Source organism: Phocaeicola sp. RTP21359st1_B8_RTP21360_211022 (assembly GCF_040911965.1).
GTDB lineage: Bacteria > Bacteroidota > Bacteroidia > Bacteroidales > Bacteroidaceae > Phocaeicola > Phocaeicola vulgatus.
Map to the genome: position 1 here is coordinate 34,267 of NZ_JBDFXP010000038.1, position 17,396 is coordinate 51,662.

The window sequence follows — 17,396 nt, forward strand, 5'->3', positions numbered from 1 at the left end:
CCGTAGTGCATTCTCTCATCAGAATGTGCTACCTCGTTTATGGGCAAAAATAGAAATTATCAACCACAATCCATGCGACCGGTTCAGAGTTTATGAATAATTATTTTTTTAGAACGATTCAAAACAAATTGAGCCGCACCATGACGGGTGTTTGATTGTAAAATAGTCATTGGGATTATGCAAGCGTAACGCAGGCATCCGAACGAACGGATATTACAACATCCGGCAAGAGTGCAGACAATGCAAAATGCACAGAGAGTCTGATAGACAATGCAACTACTTGCATACAGGTACAACAAAACAATGGCGACTACAACATTTGGGTTCATAGTTGCAGTCGCCATTTCACATGCAAAGGTTGTACCTGTGGTTCCCGAAAACTTACGATTTCTTTCCTGCTTCGGATACAGCTACAAAAATAGCCGTCCTGATTCCGGGCGGCTATTATAACTACTTGCAGGTAATTGCAGACAGTGCTTTTTAATATATCTGTCTACAAGGTGAGAAACAACAATCAATTGTCACTCGTCCCTCCATTATGGTTTCTGTTGTAAGAGGTTGTCACGACTGCCACATCACCGTATTGTCTTCCACTGACGGAACGGTTCAATGCGGAGACGGTCAAAGTGGTCACTTGTTGAGTACCTGCCACGTGCAAGGCCGTACCGACGGGCAAGGTCACATTGATGGGGTAAGTTCCCGTAGCCGTAGTGACACCTGCGCCGGCAATGCGGGCCAGAATCTCAATCAGGTAAGCGGTTATCCGACTGGTCCCGGACGAAGTGATTTCCGTTCCGATGTGATAAGTGAACGAGGCCGAACCAACGGTCATGTCACCCGATCCATACAGGTTGTCCCACAGGTCTTGTTCAAAGGCCAACGGCGTGCTTGTGGAGGAAGAAGTCACATCCGCTCCAAAGAGCAACGTATAGGAAGTGAACTGGTCGGCAAACACGATTACTTGTCCGCCTTCTACAGTATATTCTGCATCCACCCATTGCCCGTTCACGTATTTCTGTGCCGTGATGGATTGCGCCACTTCCGCATCCACATCGTAAGCCAATTCGATGGGACTTGAAAGCGTGGCGTTCGCATCGGTGCAAGCCACGCTTGTACCAATCAGCATGACGCTTTCGGCAGCACGGGAAGTGGCACGGGTATTGGCTTCGGCTTCATCCAGCGTGTAAAGCGGGGTAACCACGATGGAACTTCCCGCAGGCAATTCCGCCGTCTCGGGTACGGTGACAGCCACTGTGACCGCGCCCTCGTCATTGCCTTCGATGGTCTCTGAAGTCACGTTGGCCTCCGTATCGCCGTTGGCGGCTACTTCAATGGTCGTGCCTTCATTGGGCAATGACACGTTCCATACGACATTGGCTCCGCTTCCGCTTTCTGCAACGGTGACGGTTGTTTCCTTGGACTGTTTCCCCGGAGCGGAAGCCGTCAGGGTATAACTTCCGGCATCCACATCGTCAAAAGTGAACGTGCCATCTGCGCCGGTCTGTGTCGATTCGCCGTTCATGCTCACGGTAGCCGAAAGGCCGTTGCCGTCCATGCCGGTGACACGCCCGCTGATACTGTGCGATACGGACACCGTGGGCGGCGTCACGTTGCTGTAATCCGGATCATCGTCACTGCACCCTACGAAACTGGTGCACAAAGCCACACTAAGGAATGCGAACATTCCCCATCTTGATAGATTTCTAAGATTTTCCATTTCTAAAAATAATTAAACGATTAAATTAGGTTATTTTGAAATTCTGTATTCTAGTAGTTATATCCGTATTGTTTGTGTCTTCAATCAGGGTGGGTCTTGCCCAACAGGTTTAACTTGAAACACAGGCCACCTGTGAAATGTTTCCCATTCTGCAAGGTTGCCTGCAAAAAGAGGTGTTTCCACAACAAACAGTCTGCGCCGATGTTGATATCGTCACCGGTATATTCTATCGTTGCCCGAAGGTTTCTGGCAAAGGACGGGCGATAGGTGATACCGGCGGCTATGCCCCGCCATTTGGCATTGAAATCCGATGTAAAATAGCGGTAGGTCAAATGAAAACCAAATTCATTCCGCCTGTACATGACGTGTTTGCTGGCGGCTATATAATAATTCTGGAAGTAGTCGTTGACCGGATATTTGCCTTCGGCATAGGACTCGTTCACCTTGCTGCCGGGATCCTGGGTGCCTATGGCAATTGCAGGCCACCATTTGCCTTCTTTCAGCGGACGCACTTTCAGGTGAAAGTACCGGTCTTTCTTATTATGTCCGACATGGCCATCGTTGTCAATCCCCTTCAGTATGGTACAGACATACGCTATTTCTATCCAAGGGAAGGGGGTGATGGCCAGAAAATGGTTGGTCGTGTTGAATTTCTCTCCTTCATACTGGTAGGTGTCAGGAAGAAATTCCTGATTCAGGAAGAAGAAACCGATACGGGCTTCTCCCTCTGTCGCCATTTCCGCCGTGGGCACGTGGATCATGCCGGTAACGCCCGAATACTCTTGCGCCCTCAATATCGGAATGCAGCCCATCACGACAAGGAGGCCAATCAATAATCTTCTCATTTCCGCCCTCCTTCCTTTTCCGAGAAGTCCGGCTTCATGGTGTTGCTGCCCCATTGCAGGGCATTGCGGTCAAACCAGCCCTCGCGTTCGTTCTCCTCCGGGTCGGTCGTGTACATTTTGTTGGCATAGGCGTCACCTTCCATACTGTATGTCAGGCGGAAATTAGAAGCCGGACGGAAATTGACAGTGCGCCGTTTCCGCTTGTAAGGCGGTATCATCATCACCACCTTAAAACCGGCATTCTTGCCGCCCTCGTTGCTATACTCGCCGTACAATCCGACCGTACAGTGGTTGAAATGCCGCATGGCTTCAACTATGGCTCCATAATCTTCATAGAGGAAACGTCCGCCCCTTGCGCGGAACTGCGTATTCCATTTGTTCAGATAGACATCGGTGCCCAGCAAGGCGGTAATCCGTTTGGGGGTACTTGCTTCCCAGTCCACTGCCATTGAACAATAGCCGGTTAATCCAGCCTGCACTTCCAATGCCAACCAGCGGTTTACGACATACATCCCTTTCAAGTCCAATCCATACCGCTCCCTGCCGAACAAGCCGCCGCTTGCTTTCAGGAACCACCGGGATCGCCAATGCGCCTCTTTAGATAACACCGCCATGTTCAACCGTACTTTCTTGTATCGGTCGCCATAGTCGTTATACACCGGCACTAATGCCTGTGCTGCCGCCTGCCACCCCTTGCCCATGTTCCATTTCACACCGGGAGTCAGATTCAGCAAAATCTCATATATTTTCCCATTGTGAAACAAATCCCGGTAGTTGAAATCCGCCCCTACAAATATATCTACCTGACCAGCGGGTATGGACGGCTGTGCAATTATGGATGAATACCCATAAAAGACCAGCATGAATAGCAAAATGAACAGTTTCTTGCTTATTCTCTCGTAAGCTTTCATTTTTTCATATACGCTCGTAATTGTTTTATTGTTAATTGATGTCATAGTTCATATCCCGGTCATCTTTCATCTGATACCTTTTACCACATTTTCTACGAAACGCAAGTTTCTCTTCATCCTTTTAACCCAATGTGAGCCATCCTGATTTTACTCTAAGATGGCTCACATTGAAACGACACTCGCACAAAGTGCCTTTCAGTCTTTCACCAGAAAAGAGGTGAAAGGTTTATTTTTCCCAATCATTTATTCACACTTTCATTAGTCCAAATATAATCCTTCATGATAAAACTTTGTTTTAGCTTCCACCTTAGGTCAGTTTACAAGGAACTACACGCAGACCGTGAAACGGGCTGCTGACAACAAACGGCGGTATGCTCCCGGAGAGGGCAGCATACCGCCTGTTTTGTTGTCTAGGGTTTCCAAAGGGGTGCCCCCTTTGGCACACGACTTTGCTTGCAAAGTGTAGTGTGTTATACCTGCTGGCGTGGCTGACAGAGGAAACGGGGTGCGGTGCTTCTTGCACCCCGTTTGCTCCGGCAGGAAAACAGGCTGAATTTTTGCGAATGGGAATGAGCAAAAAATCGGCCTGTTTTCAGAGAACGGCGGCAGGTATATGAAAGCCCCCGTCCCTCGTCCTACGCTCCGACTTGTGGACAAAGTGTCCCGAAGTTGTGGCCACACTCCCGGAAAAGTAGCAGGACAGCGGGCAACCGTCAAGGCTGAAATGAACGGGGTTACACCCGGCCTTGACCGCCGCCCGCCGCCCCGCTGGATGGGTGGACAAGGCGGCCAATCCCTCAAAGTGCTTGTCCGCGCTCTTTCTGATTTTGAGGTATTCAGTTTTTCAAAATTGAATAATCAAAATAAATTTTTTCGATTGAAAAAATTTTATTTGTTATCATCTTCAATGCCATATTTTTTCTTTTGCCGAATCACATAATTACTGATTTTTTCATCATATAGTGGATACTGGTAATCCAACTGGCATGCCACTTCTGACGAAACCTCCCGGAACAATGCCATACATTGTTCAAAGGATTCCCACATATGGGGATAGGAATCCATATTATAAGTGGACATAAGTCGTTCCCACAATTCCTCTGGGACATATTGCTTCATAAATTTATAGTTTTTTCCCAAACTGAAATGAAATCCCTGTTTGATACCAATCAGCCAGGAAATCATGCGAAGCAATTCTTTTCGTACTATATCATTCATATGGTCAATAGCAAAAAGAATTTCTTTGCGGCATAAGCCCTTTACTACATATGTTGTAGTATTCCAAAATTCATTACAGCAATCGTCAAACATTCTTTGAGTAGGCTTCTGCAAGTGGTAGTCTATATCCGTTGGTATTGGCGGCTTTACGATACGGTTGTCTTTATCCAACAGTAACTTTACCAGTTTATCCCATGTAAAATACTCGTCTATCAGTTCCAGCGGCAGCAAAGTTAAATCTATCTTAACATCATCAGTAAACAGCATTAAATATGAAAATCCCTTTTCTACAGCTGGAAATAATTCCATATCTTCCGGCTTTTGCAGAATCAACCTTTCACCAAATATATCTAGCCATTTATCATCACTTGTGAAGCTGTCCATATCCGTAACAAAAAAAGTAATATCAAAATCCTGAAAATCATCAGGCGGAATATTTGTATTTGTTCTAGATCCTTCCAAAGTAACCATGCGAATGCGTTTGTCTGTTTTTGCAAAATTCAAAACAATATCATAAACTTCCTTTTCTGATCTCATTTTTATCTCCTCCAATTATTGAAATAGGTGTGAAGCCATTTTAGGGCTTTCCCGCCTTGATTACCCTTTAGCAAAGACGGGCGGGGCTGTCAACGGCGGCGCATGAAATGCGCCGTTCATCTTGACCGTTGACTGGCTCGGCTGGCTTTGCTATTTTTATCGAATTGCATATTGGTAAATTGCATTGATATGTACTTGGGTTGTATTCACGATTGGCACATTAACATCTTCGGGCTTTATGGCAAGTGGCAGCTCCGTACAGGCGAGAATGAGTGCATCTACATTTTCTTTTTCAATGTATTTATTTGCCAGTGCAATCATTTTCTCTTTATCACTAGGAATTACTATGCCATTCTCTAAATTGGGGTATATCAGTTTTCCTAATAGAGATATTATTTTTTCGCTATCGCCTTTACAAGTAACATCATCGGGCGGCGAAGTTCATCTTCCATACCCGGAATATCCATCATCTCTTTAGGCGGTTCTGCTTCCTCTACAACTTTAAGCTCAAACCCATTGTTCAGCAATCCCATTATAATCTGTGTAAGTGTGTGATGTTGTTTTACTACATCACATCCTAAAAAATGTGTATTTCGTTCTCCTGTTATAAAGTAATTATCAATCGCCCAATATTGCGGTTTCCCATCATCTGTATAAATCCAATCCTGCCCAACTCCTGCGGTAAAAACAGGGTGTTCGATATTAAAAAGAAAAATTCCACCTGGTTTTAATGTCCTATACACTTTTTGAAATATTTCCACTATGTCCTCTATATAGTGCAGAGCTAAATTAGATATAACACAATCCCATTCATTTTCTGGATAGTCATATTCCTCTAATCCGCTAATACGATATTCAATTTGATTTCCTGAATTGCGCTTTTGGGCTTCCTCAATCATTTTCTTACTTAAATCGATCCCTAATATTTTTGTAGCTCCTTGTTCTTCTGCGAACTTGCAGTGCCAGCCATATCCGCACCCCAAGTCAAGAACAGATTTTCCTTCTAACGAAGGAAACAAAGGTTTTAATTGATGCCATTCACCAGCAGCTTTTAACCCCTCTTTATCAATGACAATAACATTCCCTTGTGTTTCTTCAAGAATTGCTGATCGCAAACTCGTTTTCCCTGACCCTGGTTGCCCACCAAGTAAAAAAGCGGTTGGCGATTCAACCGCTTTTTTTCCTTGAACCAATTCTTCTAAATTATCATTTAAGCGATTTTCAAATTGTTTGTCAGTAAAATTGACTATATTTGCCATATTAAGCCACTTTCTCTTTATTCAAAACTTGTTTTGAATAGCGATTCATTGACCGCCAATACTCATGAACGGCTTGTAATTCTTCTAAAGAATAATCAAAAAGATTTACACGTTTTGCAAGCTTTAATTGGTTTAATAAATTGACTTCCAATAATTGAGAGTCATTTTTATTTAATTCATGATTCAAAACATAGTTTAATACTCGATTATAAACGCTTGCCGATAATTCGTTAATGATCTCTATTTCAAATGTTTTTTCATAAGTAACTGCCATTTCATTTTCACTCCTTTTAAAGTTTGTCAGGTAAATATTTCCGAATATATTCTTCTAAGGCTTTATCCATAACTTCTTTTACGTTTCCGCCATTCTTTGCTGTTTCGATTTTTATAATATGGTGCAAGTCAGCACGAACACGAACCGTCTTATCCCCCATAATATCTTTTTTTGCACTGATTGGTGTATCATTTCGTTTTGCTTTTTGTGCGCCTAAATTTCCCACAACCACTCACTTCTTTCTATTTCTTCTTACTCTTATTTTATCATCAACAATCACAAATCACAAGTGATTTGTGATTAATCACTTGTGATTTGTGATTCTATTCTTTTTCGTTTTCTAATTGAATGATTCGCTCAAGCATTTCAAAAAATACGTTCTCATACATAGATAAAATCAATATATCCCTTTTCTCCGATTTTTACAACGGCATTGTAGGACTTTCTATCTTTCGTTTTGATTCCTTTTACCAGGGTTTCTTTTCCCTCTAGTAATTCTTTTACATTTGTTTTGGTGAGTTTTTTCTTTCTAAAATGTTCAGCTAAAGTGAAGGTACATTCAGGATAATTTGAACAACCATAAAACGATTTTTTTAATACAATATTGTTGCCACACTTAGGACATTTTCCTACAAGGGGTCCCGAGCGCTTAGTGGGAATTTGTACCCCTTATCGATACAAATTCCCCGTAGGCGCTAGGGACCTCTTTAGCTCCTTGGAAGCTGTCAGTAGTATACCTAATAATTTATCTACATTCCCTTTAGTAACGTGTAACTTTCCAAATTTACAAAAGCGACTCATAGAATTATTTCCTCCCGTTAAATAATAGATAACTATTAAAAATAGACAATACTTGCTCATAAGTAACGGTACTTAAATTGTTTACTTTGGCGTGTTTCATTGCTTGATGAAACTGATTTTTAGTAAACAGTTGACGATATTCTCGATTGACCCATTTTGAAACAAAGTACGTATATAGCTTCCAATATTTATCTGGAACATCTGTGGTATGGCGGGTAAGTTTTATTAAGACACTGTTTACTTTTGGTTTAGGATGAAAGCATTCCGCTGGCAGCTTAAGCAATTGCTGAATCGAGACTTGAGTGTGCAAGAGCAACCCTAGTGTTCGGTGAATATCCAAGGTACCCTTGTAGAATCCTTCTTCAACAATCAGATAGATGTCAGACGCATGGCTTTCAAAAACCACTTTTTTAATAATTTGTGTGCTTAAATGGTAAGGAATACTCCCAACAATTTTATACCTCTGTTTGTTAGGGAATTGAAACTGTAGAATATCTTGGTGAATTAAAGTGACACGAGTATTCAGTTTTAATTTTTCTGACGATAAGTTGAATAGATGACTGTCTAATTCAATAGACGTTACCTGTTTACTTATTTTAGCCAGTTTCGTCGTTAAATGCCCTTTACCTGTTCCAATTTCGTAAACGGTATCGGTTTCTTTTAAATTCAATTGTTTTATTATTTGGTTGAGTACTTTTTCACTCGTTAAAAAGTTTTGAGAATATTTTATATTAAAGTTTTGAGAATATTTTATATTTTTGTTCATGTAATCACTCCTTCTTAATTACAAATTTTTAGCATCTAATTTAACTTCAATAGACTAATAACAATGTTTGGTCTTGCTTCACTTTGTGCTTGTCGGAAGCCTAAATAGTAACTGCGTTTTGCTTCGTGTCCGTCTGGCAACCGCTCAAATTGTTCATCAAGTTCTGATACACCTTCTTCGTTATAGCGTGGATCAAATTCTTCTAAAAAGTCTGCTTCCTCTACAACTTTAAGCTCAAACCCATTGTTCAGCAATCCCATTATAATCTGTGTAAGTGTGTGATGTTGTTTTACTACATCACATCCTAAAAAATGTGTATTTCGTTCTCCTGTTATAAAGTAATTATCAATCGCCCAATATTGCGGTTTCCCATCATCTGTATAAATCCAATCCTGCCCAACTCCTGCGGTAAAAACAGGGTGTTCGATATTAAAAAGAAAAATTCCACCTGGTTTTAATGTCCTATACACTTTTTGAAATATTTCCACTATGTCCTCTATATAGTGCAGAGCTAAATTAGATATAACACAATCCCATTCATTTTCTGGATAGTCATATTCCTCTAATCCGCTAATACGATATTCAATTTGATTTCCTGAATTGCGCTTTTGGGCTTCCTCAATCATTTTCTTACTTAAATCGATCCCTAATATTTTTGTAGCTCCTTGTTCTTCTGCGAACTTGCAGTGCCAGCCATATCCGCACCCCAAGTCAAGAACAGATTTTCCTTCTAACGAAGGAAACAAAGGTTTTAATTGATGCCATTCACCAGCAGCTTTTAACCCCTCTTTACTGCGGGACATCTTTGCATATTCTTCAAAAAACTTCTCATTATCGTATTCATTATTCATAACCTTAACATCTCCTATTTTATCCTTCGGCACCGCCGCCTCCAGGCGGCTCCCCAACTTCATCTGCTCGATAAATGGGAATTGCACCAAAACAATCTAAGACAACAATGCTGCCCTACTTGCGATTTTTTCTTGTACTGCGGAAACAGTTTCTTGAATGGAATAATTGGTCGTATCTACAACATTCGATTCATATATTCCCAGATTGCAAAATTGCTCCCACATTGTTTCTACCAATTCGATATTTGTTTTTCGGTCTAACTTTGAGCGTTCAACAGCTCGCTTCAAGGTTTCTTCCTTACTTGCCCTTAAAATAATATAATGCACCTCATAATGTTCCCGAACAAGACTTTGCCACGGCTTTAAAAACCACGGTCCGATAATACCGTCAACAATTACATCATATCCCCCACGAGCATATCGCTTCGCAGCTTCTAAAAACGCTTCAATGACAATCAAATTTTGCTCATTTGATTCTGGCAAATGCGGTGGTATTGCCCCTTTACTCAAATAATGATAAAAGTCATCTGTGTGCATATGCACAGACTTTTCCAAATCTGATTCTTTTGCAACAGCAGATGCCGTTGTAGTTTTTCCTGTCCCCGGCGCACCTGTGATTACAATAATTCTACCTTGATTCATCTATATTTTACCTCCACAAATTCCGATTTGTTGATAACTCATTATATCATAAATCTATCCACTATATCATAAATCTATCCACTTTTCAATCTATATCACGCAATTAACTTGGAAAGGAACACCGCCGAGCAATGGGTTATCTCGGCGGTCACTCTTTTACTCGTTGTCCGCTCCATACGATACCGACGACGGAATTCCGTTATCATTTAGATTTTTCTCGATATCCTTCACCGGAAGTGAGGAAAAATACGCTTCTCTTCCCTCTTTTATTATAAGCTCGTGGCACGGCTTGTTTCCGGCGTTGTCGGGAATGCGCGCGTCCATTATGTTCACGGCTATCATCTCGGGAGTAATGGCGGCTCTCCCTCCGGCTTGACCTACGCACACCACCGCGTCGGGTCTGTATTGCTCCACCGCTTTTTTAAGAACCTCTCCTGCCTTTCCAAACACCGTCGGCACTTCGAGCTTTAAAATTTCCGCGCCTTGTATTTCGTTTTTCATCATTTTTACGGCTTCTCCCGCAGGATTGATTTTCTCTCCCCCGAACGGGTCAAAGCCTGTGAACAGTATTCTCATTTTATCATGCCTTTCTTTGTCTGTATTCTCTCAAAATCTCGCGGCACCTGTTTTGAAGCCACTCTGTTGTCTCAGTATCGTTTTCGACAGCGTTTTCGTATATTTCCGTCAGCCCTATCCGCAGCTCATAGCATAAAATTCGCTCGGTATATCTCGGCAGGTGAGAGTATTTTCTCTCCCAATACGCCGCAGTTTTTTCCATGCACATGAGCCATGTCCGCCAAAAATACGCGGTCGCGATGTCGTAAAGAAAGTCCCCGTAAGCCGCGCAGTCCCAGTCTATAACGCCACTTATCCTCGATTTTTTGCCTACGATAACATTATTCGAGCCGAAATCCCCGTGGAACAGCGCTCTTTCTTCCGGGCAATAAGATATAAGCTCACGATATGCCGCGAGAAGCTCGTCGATGAGTGAGAGGTTAACATAGCTCCTGCTTACCGCCGTCCAGTCTCTCTCGAATACCTCCGCAAGATATTCTCTCCAGCTGTAAAACGGAGCGTTTCCCGTATCGCTGTCAAACACGCCGCAGCCGGAAGTGCCTGATATATCGGTTCGCGATATTGCTTCGGTTACATCCGTAATATCGCCGAGCAGTCGCACAACCGTTTCTTCATCGGAGTCCTCATATGTAATCCCGTCCGCTTTTACGCTGATGCAGAAGTAGTGCGTGCCGTCAAAGTTGCCTGTTTCAACAACCTCTGGAATAGGAACTCTATCCGAGCGGAAGTGCTCATAGGCGTATTTGTCTTTTTTGAAGCCTTCCATATTTGAATTTATGCGCACGACATATTCTCTGCCGCCACGCGAAAACCAATACGCCTGTGACTCCTGCCCTTCTTTTATCGGAAAAAGCCTTATATCCTCACCGTACTTTCGGCTTAAAAACTCTGTGATGCTTTCTTTTGAATAATCGCTTTTCATGTTCCGCTCTCTCCTTTAGCTCTGTCTGAGGATAATATACCACAAAAAAGCAAAAAAATCTAAGACAACAACGCTGCCCTACTTGCGATTTTTTCTTGTACTGCGGAAACAGTTTCTTGAATGGAATAAGTGGTCGTATCTATAACATTCGATTCATATATTCCCAGATTGCAAAATTGCTCCCACATGGTTTCTACTAATTCAACATTTGTTTTTCTGTCTAATTTTGAGCGCTCCACAGCTCGCTTCATAGTTTCTTCTTTACTGGCCCTTAAAACAATATAGTGTACTTCATAATCTTCTCGAACAAGGGCTCTCCATGGTTCTAAAAACCACGGCCCTACAATTCCATCTACAATTACATCATATCCACCGCGGGCATAGCGCTTTGCAGCTTCTAAAAAGGCTTCAATAACAACTAAATTTTGTTCGTTGGACTCTGGTAAATGCGGCGGTATTGCTCCTTTGCTTAAATAATGGAAAAAGTCGTCTGTGTGCATATGCACAGATTTATCCATGTTCGATTCTTTTGCGACAATCGACGCAATTGTTGTCTTTCCTGTTCCCGGCGAACCTGTAATCACAATAATTCTTCCTTGGTTCATTTTCACTCCTCCTATTTCGATTTGCTGTTCTCTATTTCTTTTTCCGTCCCCGCTGTGGGTTTGGATTTTTCGGCAAGTCCAACTTCTCCGCAATCTATTTTAGCCGCTTCTTTTCTTCTTCAAACAGTTTATTATACCCCAAAACCATAAATCAGCAAACGCAAAAACCGTTACCAAAGAAAATGCCGCCTGCCTTTTTTGCTAAACCTAAAGAGGCTAAGTTAGAAGTGGACGCACTATACAAAGGAATACTACCATTTCGTCTAACTGCTTCTGCCCATTCTGCAAGTGTGTGGAATGCATACCCTTTTCTTCTGTAAAGTTCAGCCGTTTCAATTCCCGCTTCCTCTGCCTCAAGAATAATCCGAACACTACGACAAATAGATACGACTTGAGAATCTTCCAAATAAGCAGCGCAAAAGGGAACATCCAGCAACTCTTCAGGTAGCCAGGGAAAATAGTGGCTCATCTGAGGCTCAATGTTGTCTTTAGTGAGTAAGCAGGCTTTTAACTTTGGCTGTTCAGGAAGCCAAAAACAAGCATCTTCTGAAATCTTACTTTCTCCTAATAGTTGCCGATATTCTTTATCATAAATAGGTGATTCATTCGGCAGCATCAGTACTGGCTCTCTGTTGGTAATTGATTGTAGTTTTTCTCTTAATTCTTTCGGTACGTCAGCGCGAAAATAAGCATGTGGTTTTTCGTAAAGTGGTCTTGTCAAATAGAAGCGGGGAGCCGGCTGTGAAGTGGAGTCCCATGGTTCCCTTATAGTCATAAGTTCGTTCTTTTCATTCATTGTAAACAGTGCTTCTACATGAAGCTGCATATAGTACGAGTTGCTTTTTCCCATTTTCTAATATTCTCCTACATTTATTTCTCTGCCTGTTCAATCATTTTCTTTACTAACCGCTGAAACAGGTCGGCGGTTTCCTCGTCCATCGGTGCAAGCTGTCCGATCTGTCCAGCTATCATCGCCGTTACATCGTCAATGGAAAGCGGTTTTTGTTTCTGTTCCGCCAGTGCGTCCCGCATGGCTTGGAACATAGCGGCGGTCACAGCTTCTCCCAGCTGTTCCCCGTTGTCTATGTCTTTCTTAATGTCCCGCAGGATAGCCAGGAACACATTTTTGATTTTTTCAATCTCCGCTTCATGTTCCCCCATCTTTTGGGCGTTCAAAAGCTGTAAATCCTGCTTCGCTTCTGCCCGGTGTTCCGGGTGTTCTTTCATCAGGTCGGACAGGGAAGCCGTTGCTATCTCGATAAGCTGGTTTCGTGCCATTATCCCCTTTGCCGCCGCGTCCTGAAAATAAATCCGTATCAAATCTATCAGCTTAGGAAAATTCCTGTGTTCCAACAGGCGGTTGAGGATTTGCACATCAACAGCGCCCGTCACAAGCCCCCTTACGGCTCCCTCTGACAAGCCTAATTCAGAAATATCGTAGCTTTTACGGACGCTCACGGTGGACAAGCCCAGTATGTAGTCTGTCGATACCTTAAATTCCTTTGCCACACCTATGAGAATATCACTGCTGACCGTTCTCGTTTCGCCGCTGACAATGCGGCTCAACTGGGAAGCGGAAACGCCTATCTTCTCCGCAAGTTCCTTCTGTTTAGGTTTGGATATATTGTTTTGAGTTGCCACGATATACAATATTTAGATTGGACGTGATTAATTAAAAATGAGGATGGCCACAGAAGTCAGCAACGATGCCAGCGAAATCCAGAACGAGGTGGAACGCACGTTGTTGCCGTTGACGGTAGATTGACGGGCTTTCACTTCATTGGGTTCCACATACACCACGTCATTCTGTTGCAGATAATAGGCGGGTGAAGAATAGATGTGTTCGCCGGAAGTGAGGTTCAGTCCGTACACCCGTTGCACATCCCCTTCTTGCCGTAACACCATCACCTTGGAACGGTTTCCGTAGATGGTCAGGTCGCCTGCCATGCTGAGTGCATCGAGTATGGTCAGCCTGTCCCGGTCAATGCTGAAACGTCCCGGACTGTTCACCTCGCCCAACACGGATATGCAGAGATTGGCAAATTCCACGGTCACGACAGGGTCTTTCACCAAATTCTCCTTTATCAATTCGTTCTTGATACATTCGGCGATTTCTTCCCGCTTCATTCCGGCCACGTGTATCTTGCCAAGTACAGGAAAATCTATCTTACCGTTGGCATCTACGGTATAAGCGGATACTCCTTGATTGCTTGAAGCCGTCACGCCATTTGTCCTTAAAGACTGACCCAATTGCCTGGACACATAAGGCAGGTTGAACAAGTCCGTCAACTGGGGGTCACGGCTGTTGACGATAATGGAAATCTTATCCTCCGGTCGGACTGTAATGGCTTTCACTTCAGGCAACTTGATTTCTGTTTCCCCGGGTCTCAAATCCTGGAAATAAACTACTTCCTTGGAAGAACCGCACGAGCCCAGTGTCACTGTACTTGCGACAATGAGCAAGATGTAAAATACTTTATTTATACTCATATTCCTGATTTTTCTTTGTTTAAGACCTTCTATAGCCTGTGTCTTGAAATACTATGGTGTTTTGGTAGTGCCATTCATTGAATGATTTGCCGTCAACTGGCTTTCCTGTCTTGTATATCCTTTCTACAAATGTTCTTTTCATACACTCCATGTCACCTACGGCAAATGGCATTTCCCTGTCCTCTACACTTGTCACAACAATAGGGAGGGGCACACGAAACACTTTCATCGCATTAATAACCGATTTCGTATAGATGTGACAAAGGTGAAAAGCAGAACGTTCGAATGCCACCCAATAATTATCAACACGGTACAGATGAATATGCTCTCTATTGGAACGCTCACTGAAAAGTATGTCTGACAGATGATTCTCCATCAACTTGCCAAGCTCTATGCCGAACCTGTTCATTGAAATTGTGATTAAATCAATTTATAATAGCATTAATTTTCGGTCGCAAGGGGGATTGATTTTTCCTGTTTGTTAGGGAAAAATTTACAATCGGTTCATATCCTCATGGAATAAGCTGAATATACTCCGCTTCTACTTCTATGGAGGCAGCCAACAAGGTGGGCAGTTCCACCAGCAGCCTTTTTGTCTTCGAACCACGTGTGGTCACCAATGTGCCCGTATATCCGTCCAACTGCCCGCCGATGATGCGGATTTTCCGGTTTCTCATCTCCGGTGTCACCTCGTCAGGGGAATAGAACTTAGGATTATCACTGGCTTCTACCGCCTTGATGAAACGTTCCATATCTGCGACAGGGACGATGATAGGAGTGTGCTGTACACCGAGCTTGTAACGGTATTGAAGCTTGGGGGTACTCTCCACAATGGCATCAAGATGCTCCCTCGTGTCTTTCACGAAAAGCAAGTCCTGCATGAAAGGCACTTCCTGATCCACCCGCTTGCCACCAACTACGACCAAACGATGCACCATAGGAGTGAAACACTGCACCTTCAAGTTCTCGAACATCTTGTAGGCGGGCAATTTGGCATGTCTGCGTTTGAGGTCACGCATGGCATACCAGTGCAGTTTATCCTCTATAGGTAGTATTTCGTCCATGATAATAAATGGATAGCCTTACGCCTTAGTTGGTGAAGGGATACATTTCCGACTCCTCCAAGTGTTTATTATATATTGAAACACATGTAGTTACAACGGTATTATCCAAAAGTTCGGGGAAATTCCCCAGCATTATATATGCTATCATTATCTTATTTCGGCATGACCTCAATCGTACTTTGGTAGACTCGAAATCATGTACATTATCGGTACATCTCTCTTTAAGAGATGTATCCAACCTGCTATTTATTTGAAAATAAACAGTTTGTTAATTCATACACTTTTATTTGTCAAACAATTCTTCTTCTTTTGTCGAACAAATCCTGTGGGAAGGTTCGCCCAAAACGTAATTTTCAGGATTCATCCTGTGTGGATTGCAGTATTTTTTGTAATTTTGCGGCGTGCGAAACATCTCTTAAAGAGAGATTTACCACTTTGTCCAACAAAAATCCCCCTGAACGGGAAAGGTTCAAGGGGAATCTCTCAACTTACAAAATGTGTTTGGGGGTACCCAATCATTCTTATCTGCCAATAGACCGGATGACCTTGCTGTTGGCTTTGTCCACCACCGAAGAATCCAGTAGGGCCAAATAGATGCGGGTCGTATCTTCCGAATCATGCCCTAACGCCTCGCTGATGACAGGCACGGGCACATTCTGACTCTTGGCGATGCTGGCCCACCCATGCCTTGCGACATAAAACGTGAGCTTGATGGGACATTCAACCATCCGGCCAATCTTTTGCAACCGCTTGTTCATCACATGCGAGGCATTCAGGTATTGCCGTCTTTCCTTTTCTCCCGGCACCTTGATGATGGGAAGAAGGTAAGGAGAATCCGGATTTGTGTATTTCCGGACAATTTCCTGCATGGGCTGCTCCCATTTGATGCAAAGCTGTTGGTCGGTCTTGTGCCGCCGATAGACAAGCACGCCGTTTTGCAAATCTTTCTTTTTCAAGAAAGCCAAGTCCACGAAAGACATGCCGCGAAGATAAAAGCAGAGCAGGAACAGGTTCCGGGCGAAAGCCAAGGCCGGATATAATTCCAAATCCAGATTCTTGATCCGTCCGATGATTTCTGAGGATACGCCCCTTTTGACCGTCTTCTCAACTCCCGTATGGACATGGCGGAACGGACTGCGGTTTTCCACCAATCCTTCCTCCGATGCCCTATTATATAAGGTACGCAGATTGCGCAAGTAAAAAGATACCGTATTCGGGCATTTCCCGTTCTGCTTCAGGTAAGCCTCGTATTCCATCATCATGACGGAATCCATCGCATCCAAAGGTACATCTCCCGCTTCGCCCCGGAAACGGATGAAACTGTTGAGTGAACTGGCATAGACTTCGGATGTCCGCTCTTTCCCCATGCGTTTGGTCTGGTCGATGACTTTCCGGGCATAGACAAAGAAACAGTCGTCATGTCCTTCCGGACTGTGATAGGCAAGGACTATCTGCTCGGAAGAAAGTTTCCCTGACTGTTCCAGCTTCCGGATAATGCCGTTCAACCGTTTCTGGTCTTCCTCCATACGGAAACGCAAGGCTTCCAGATAGCGTTCCCGGTCCGGATTGCCTTTCACGCTGCGGATTTTGCCCGCTTCCTTGTCCCATTCATAAAGGTGCAATTTATACCCCGTACTAATCAGGCGGGTCTGCCGCCCGTGTATCACTTGATAACATAACGTGCCCTCTTTGCCTGCGACCGAAGAGGACCTGAACTTGATTTTTATTGTTGCCATAATAATCGTTTTTTTTGCTGATAAAATATAAGTGAGCCGGGGACATACGGTTGTCCTCCCGTATGCCCCTTAACTGTTTTTATCCAAGCGCCTCAAATCCTCACTTGTAGATACTAATTGAAAAGTGCGCCAATATTCCAGTTGAAAATTGCGCCACCATAGGATAAGTATAATGACCTTTG

The 17,396-nt window shown here is 43.4% G+C and carries 20 protein-coding genes and 2 pseudogenes; all 22 read right to left on the minus strand.

Features of this window, described 5'->3' with window-relative positions:
* Positions 1-514: 514 nt before the first annotated feature.
* The gene (locus tag AB5062_RS17370; RefSeq protein ID WP_004292790.1) at positions 515-1,717 is read right to left on the minus strand and encodes a DUF2012 domain-containing protein; all 1,203 of its coding nucleotides are present in this window, start codon (positions 1,715-1,717) and stop codon (positions 515-517) included.
* An 80-nt stretch (positions 1,718-1,797) separates the two neighbouring features.
* Positions 1,798-2,562 carry a YjbH domain-containing protein gene (locus tag AB5062_RS17375; protein WP_004322045.1) on the minus strand — a complete coding sequence of 255 codons (765 nt, stop codon included), beginning with the start codon at positions 2,560-2,562 and terminating at the stop codon, positions 1,798-1,800.
* A complete protein-coding gene (locus AB5062_RS17380; protein WP_004292788.1) occupies positions 2,559-3,518 on the minus strand; it encodes a hypothetical protein in 960 nt (319 codons plus the stop codon). Before AB5062_RS17380 ends, AB5062_RS17375 begins: the two co-directional genes overlap by 4 nt.
* A gap of 843 nt (positions 3,519-4,361) precedes the next feature.
* Positions 4,362-5,228 (minus strand): aminoglycoside 6-adenylyltransferase AadE, encoded by an 867-nt coding sequence (locus AB5062_RS17385; RefSeq protein WP_001255868.1) that lies wholly within the window; start codon positions 5,226-5,228, stop codon positions 4,362-4,364.
* Positions 5,229-5,384: 156 nt separating this feature from the next.
* Positions 5,385-5,624, minus strand: coding sequence for an aspartate/glutamate racemase family protein (locus AB5062_RS17390; RefSeq protein WP_071585656.1), 240 nt, complete (start codon positions 5,622-5,624; stop codon positions 5,385-5,387).
* On the minus strand, positions 5,621-6,487 hold the full coding sequence (locus tag AB5062_RS17395; protein ID WP_007857419.1) for a methyltransferase domain-containing protein: 867 nt from the start codon (positions 6,485-6,487) through the stop codon (positions 5,621-5,623). Before AB5062_RS17395 ends, AB5062_RS17390 begins: the two co-directional genes overlap by 4 nt.
* 1 nt (position 6,488) lies before the next feature.
* A complete protein-coding gene (locus AB5062_RS17400) occupies positions 6,489-6,761 on the minus strand; it encodes an antitoxin (protein ID WP_000301765.1) in 273 nt (90 codons plus the stop codon).
* A gap of 16 nt (positions 6,762-6,777) precedes the next feature.
* Positions 6,778-6,993, minus strand: coding sequence for a peptide-binding protein (locus AB5062_RS17405; protein ID WP_002321610.1), 216 nt, complete (start codon positions 6,991-6,993; stop codon positions 6,778-6,780).
* 91 nt (positions 6,994-7,084) lie between these two features.
* Positions 7,085-7,172, minus strand: a pseudogene (locus tag AB5062_RS17410) (chromosome partitioning protein ParA); the annotation flags it as partial.
* A gap of 42 nt (positions 7,173-7,214) precedes the next feature.
* Positions 7,215-7,421 (minus strand): annotated as a pseudogene (locus AB5062_RS17415) (topoisomerase DNA-binding C4 zinc finger domain-containing protein); the annotation flags it as partial.
* Between the two features lie 145 nt (positions 7,422-7,566).
* Positions 7,567-8,328 (minus strand): 23S rRNA (adenine(2058)-N(6))-methyltransferase Erm(B), encoded by a 762-nt coding sequence (gene erm(B) / locus AB5062_RS17420; RefSeq protein WP_007841008.1) that lies wholly within the window; start codon positions 8,326-8,328, stop codon positions 7,567-7,569.
* A gap of 35 nt (positions 8,329-8,363) precedes the next feature.
* Positions 8,364-9,179: a bifunctional 2-polyprenyl-6-hydroxyphenol methylase/3-demethylubiquinol 3-O-methyltransferase UbiG gene (locus AB5062_RS17425; RefSeq protein WP_021416142.1), complete on the minus strand. Its 816-nt coding sequence runs from the start codon at positions 9,177-9,179 to the stop codon at positions 8,364-8,366.
* Between the two features lie 96 nt (positions 9,180-9,275).
* Positions 9,276-9,821: an AAA family ATPase gene (locus AB5062_RS17430; protein ID WP_004292764.1), complete on the minus strand. Its 546-nt coding sequence runs from the start codon at positions 9,819-9,821 to the stop codon at positions 9,276-9,278.
* 156 nt (positions 9,822-9,977) lie between these two features.
* Positions 9,978-10,397, minus strand: a complete 420-nt coding sequence (locus AB5062_RS17435; RefSeq protein WP_002788929.1) for a peptidase C15 — start codon at positions 10,395-10,397, stop codon at positions 9,978-9,980.
* Positions 10,398-10,401: 4 nt separating this feature from the next.
* Complete coding sequence (locus AB5062_RS17440) at positions 10,402-11,319, minus strand: aminoglycoside phosphotransferase family protein (protein WP_002779679.1); 918 nt, start codon at positions 11,317-11,319, stop codon at positions 10,402-10,404.
* A gap of 59 nt (positions 11,320-11,378) precedes the next feature.
* Positions 11,379-11,924, minus strand: a complete 546-nt coding sequence (locus AB5062_RS17445; protein ID WP_009145352.1) for an AAA family ATPase — start codon at positions 11,922-11,924, stop codon at positions 11,379-11,381.
* 151 nt (positions 11,925-12,075) lie between these two features.
* Positions 12,076-12,774 carry a GNAT family N-acetyltransferase gene (locus AB5062_RS17450; protein WP_004292762.1) on the minus strand — a complete coding sequence of 233 codons (699 nt, stop codon included), beginning with the start codon at positions 12,772-12,774 and terminating at the stop codon, positions 12,076-12,078.
* A gap of 20 nt (positions 12,775-12,794) precedes the next feature.
* Positions 12,795-13,574, minus strand: coding sequence for a helix-turn-helix domain-containing protein (locus AB5062_RS17455; RefSeq protein ID WP_124316200.1), 780 nt, complete (start codon positions 13,572-13,574; stop codon positions 12,795-12,797).
* Between the two features lie 18 nt (positions 13,575-13,592).
* On the minus strand, positions 13,593-14,414 hold the full coding sequence (locus AB5062_RS17460) for a polysaccharide biosynthesis/export family protein (RefSeq protein ID WP_004292760.1): 822 nt from the start codon (positions 14,412-14,414) through the stop codon (positions 13,593-13,595).
* A 19-nt stretch (positions 14,415-14,433) separates the two neighbouring features.
* Complete coding sequence (locus tag AB5062_RS17465) at positions 14,434-14,823, minus strand: hypothetical protein (protein WP_004292759.1); 390 nt, start codon at positions 14,821-14,823, stop codon at positions 14,434-14,436.
* Between the two features lie 103 nt (positions 14,824-14,926).
* Positions 14,927-15,478: a UpxY family transcription antiterminator gene (locus AB5062_RS17470; RefSeq protein WP_004292758.1), complete on the minus strand. Its 552-nt coding sequence runs from the start codon at positions 15,476-15,478 to the stop codon at positions 14,927-14,929.
* Between the two features lie 521 nt (positions 15,479-15,999).
* On the minus strand, positions 16,000-17,214 hold the full coding sequence (locus AB5062_RS17475) for a site-specific integrase (RefSeq protein WP_004292757.1): 1,215 nt from the start codon (positions 17,212-17,214) through the stop codon (positions 16,000-16,002).
* Positions 17,215-17,396 lie beyond the last annotated feature (182 nt).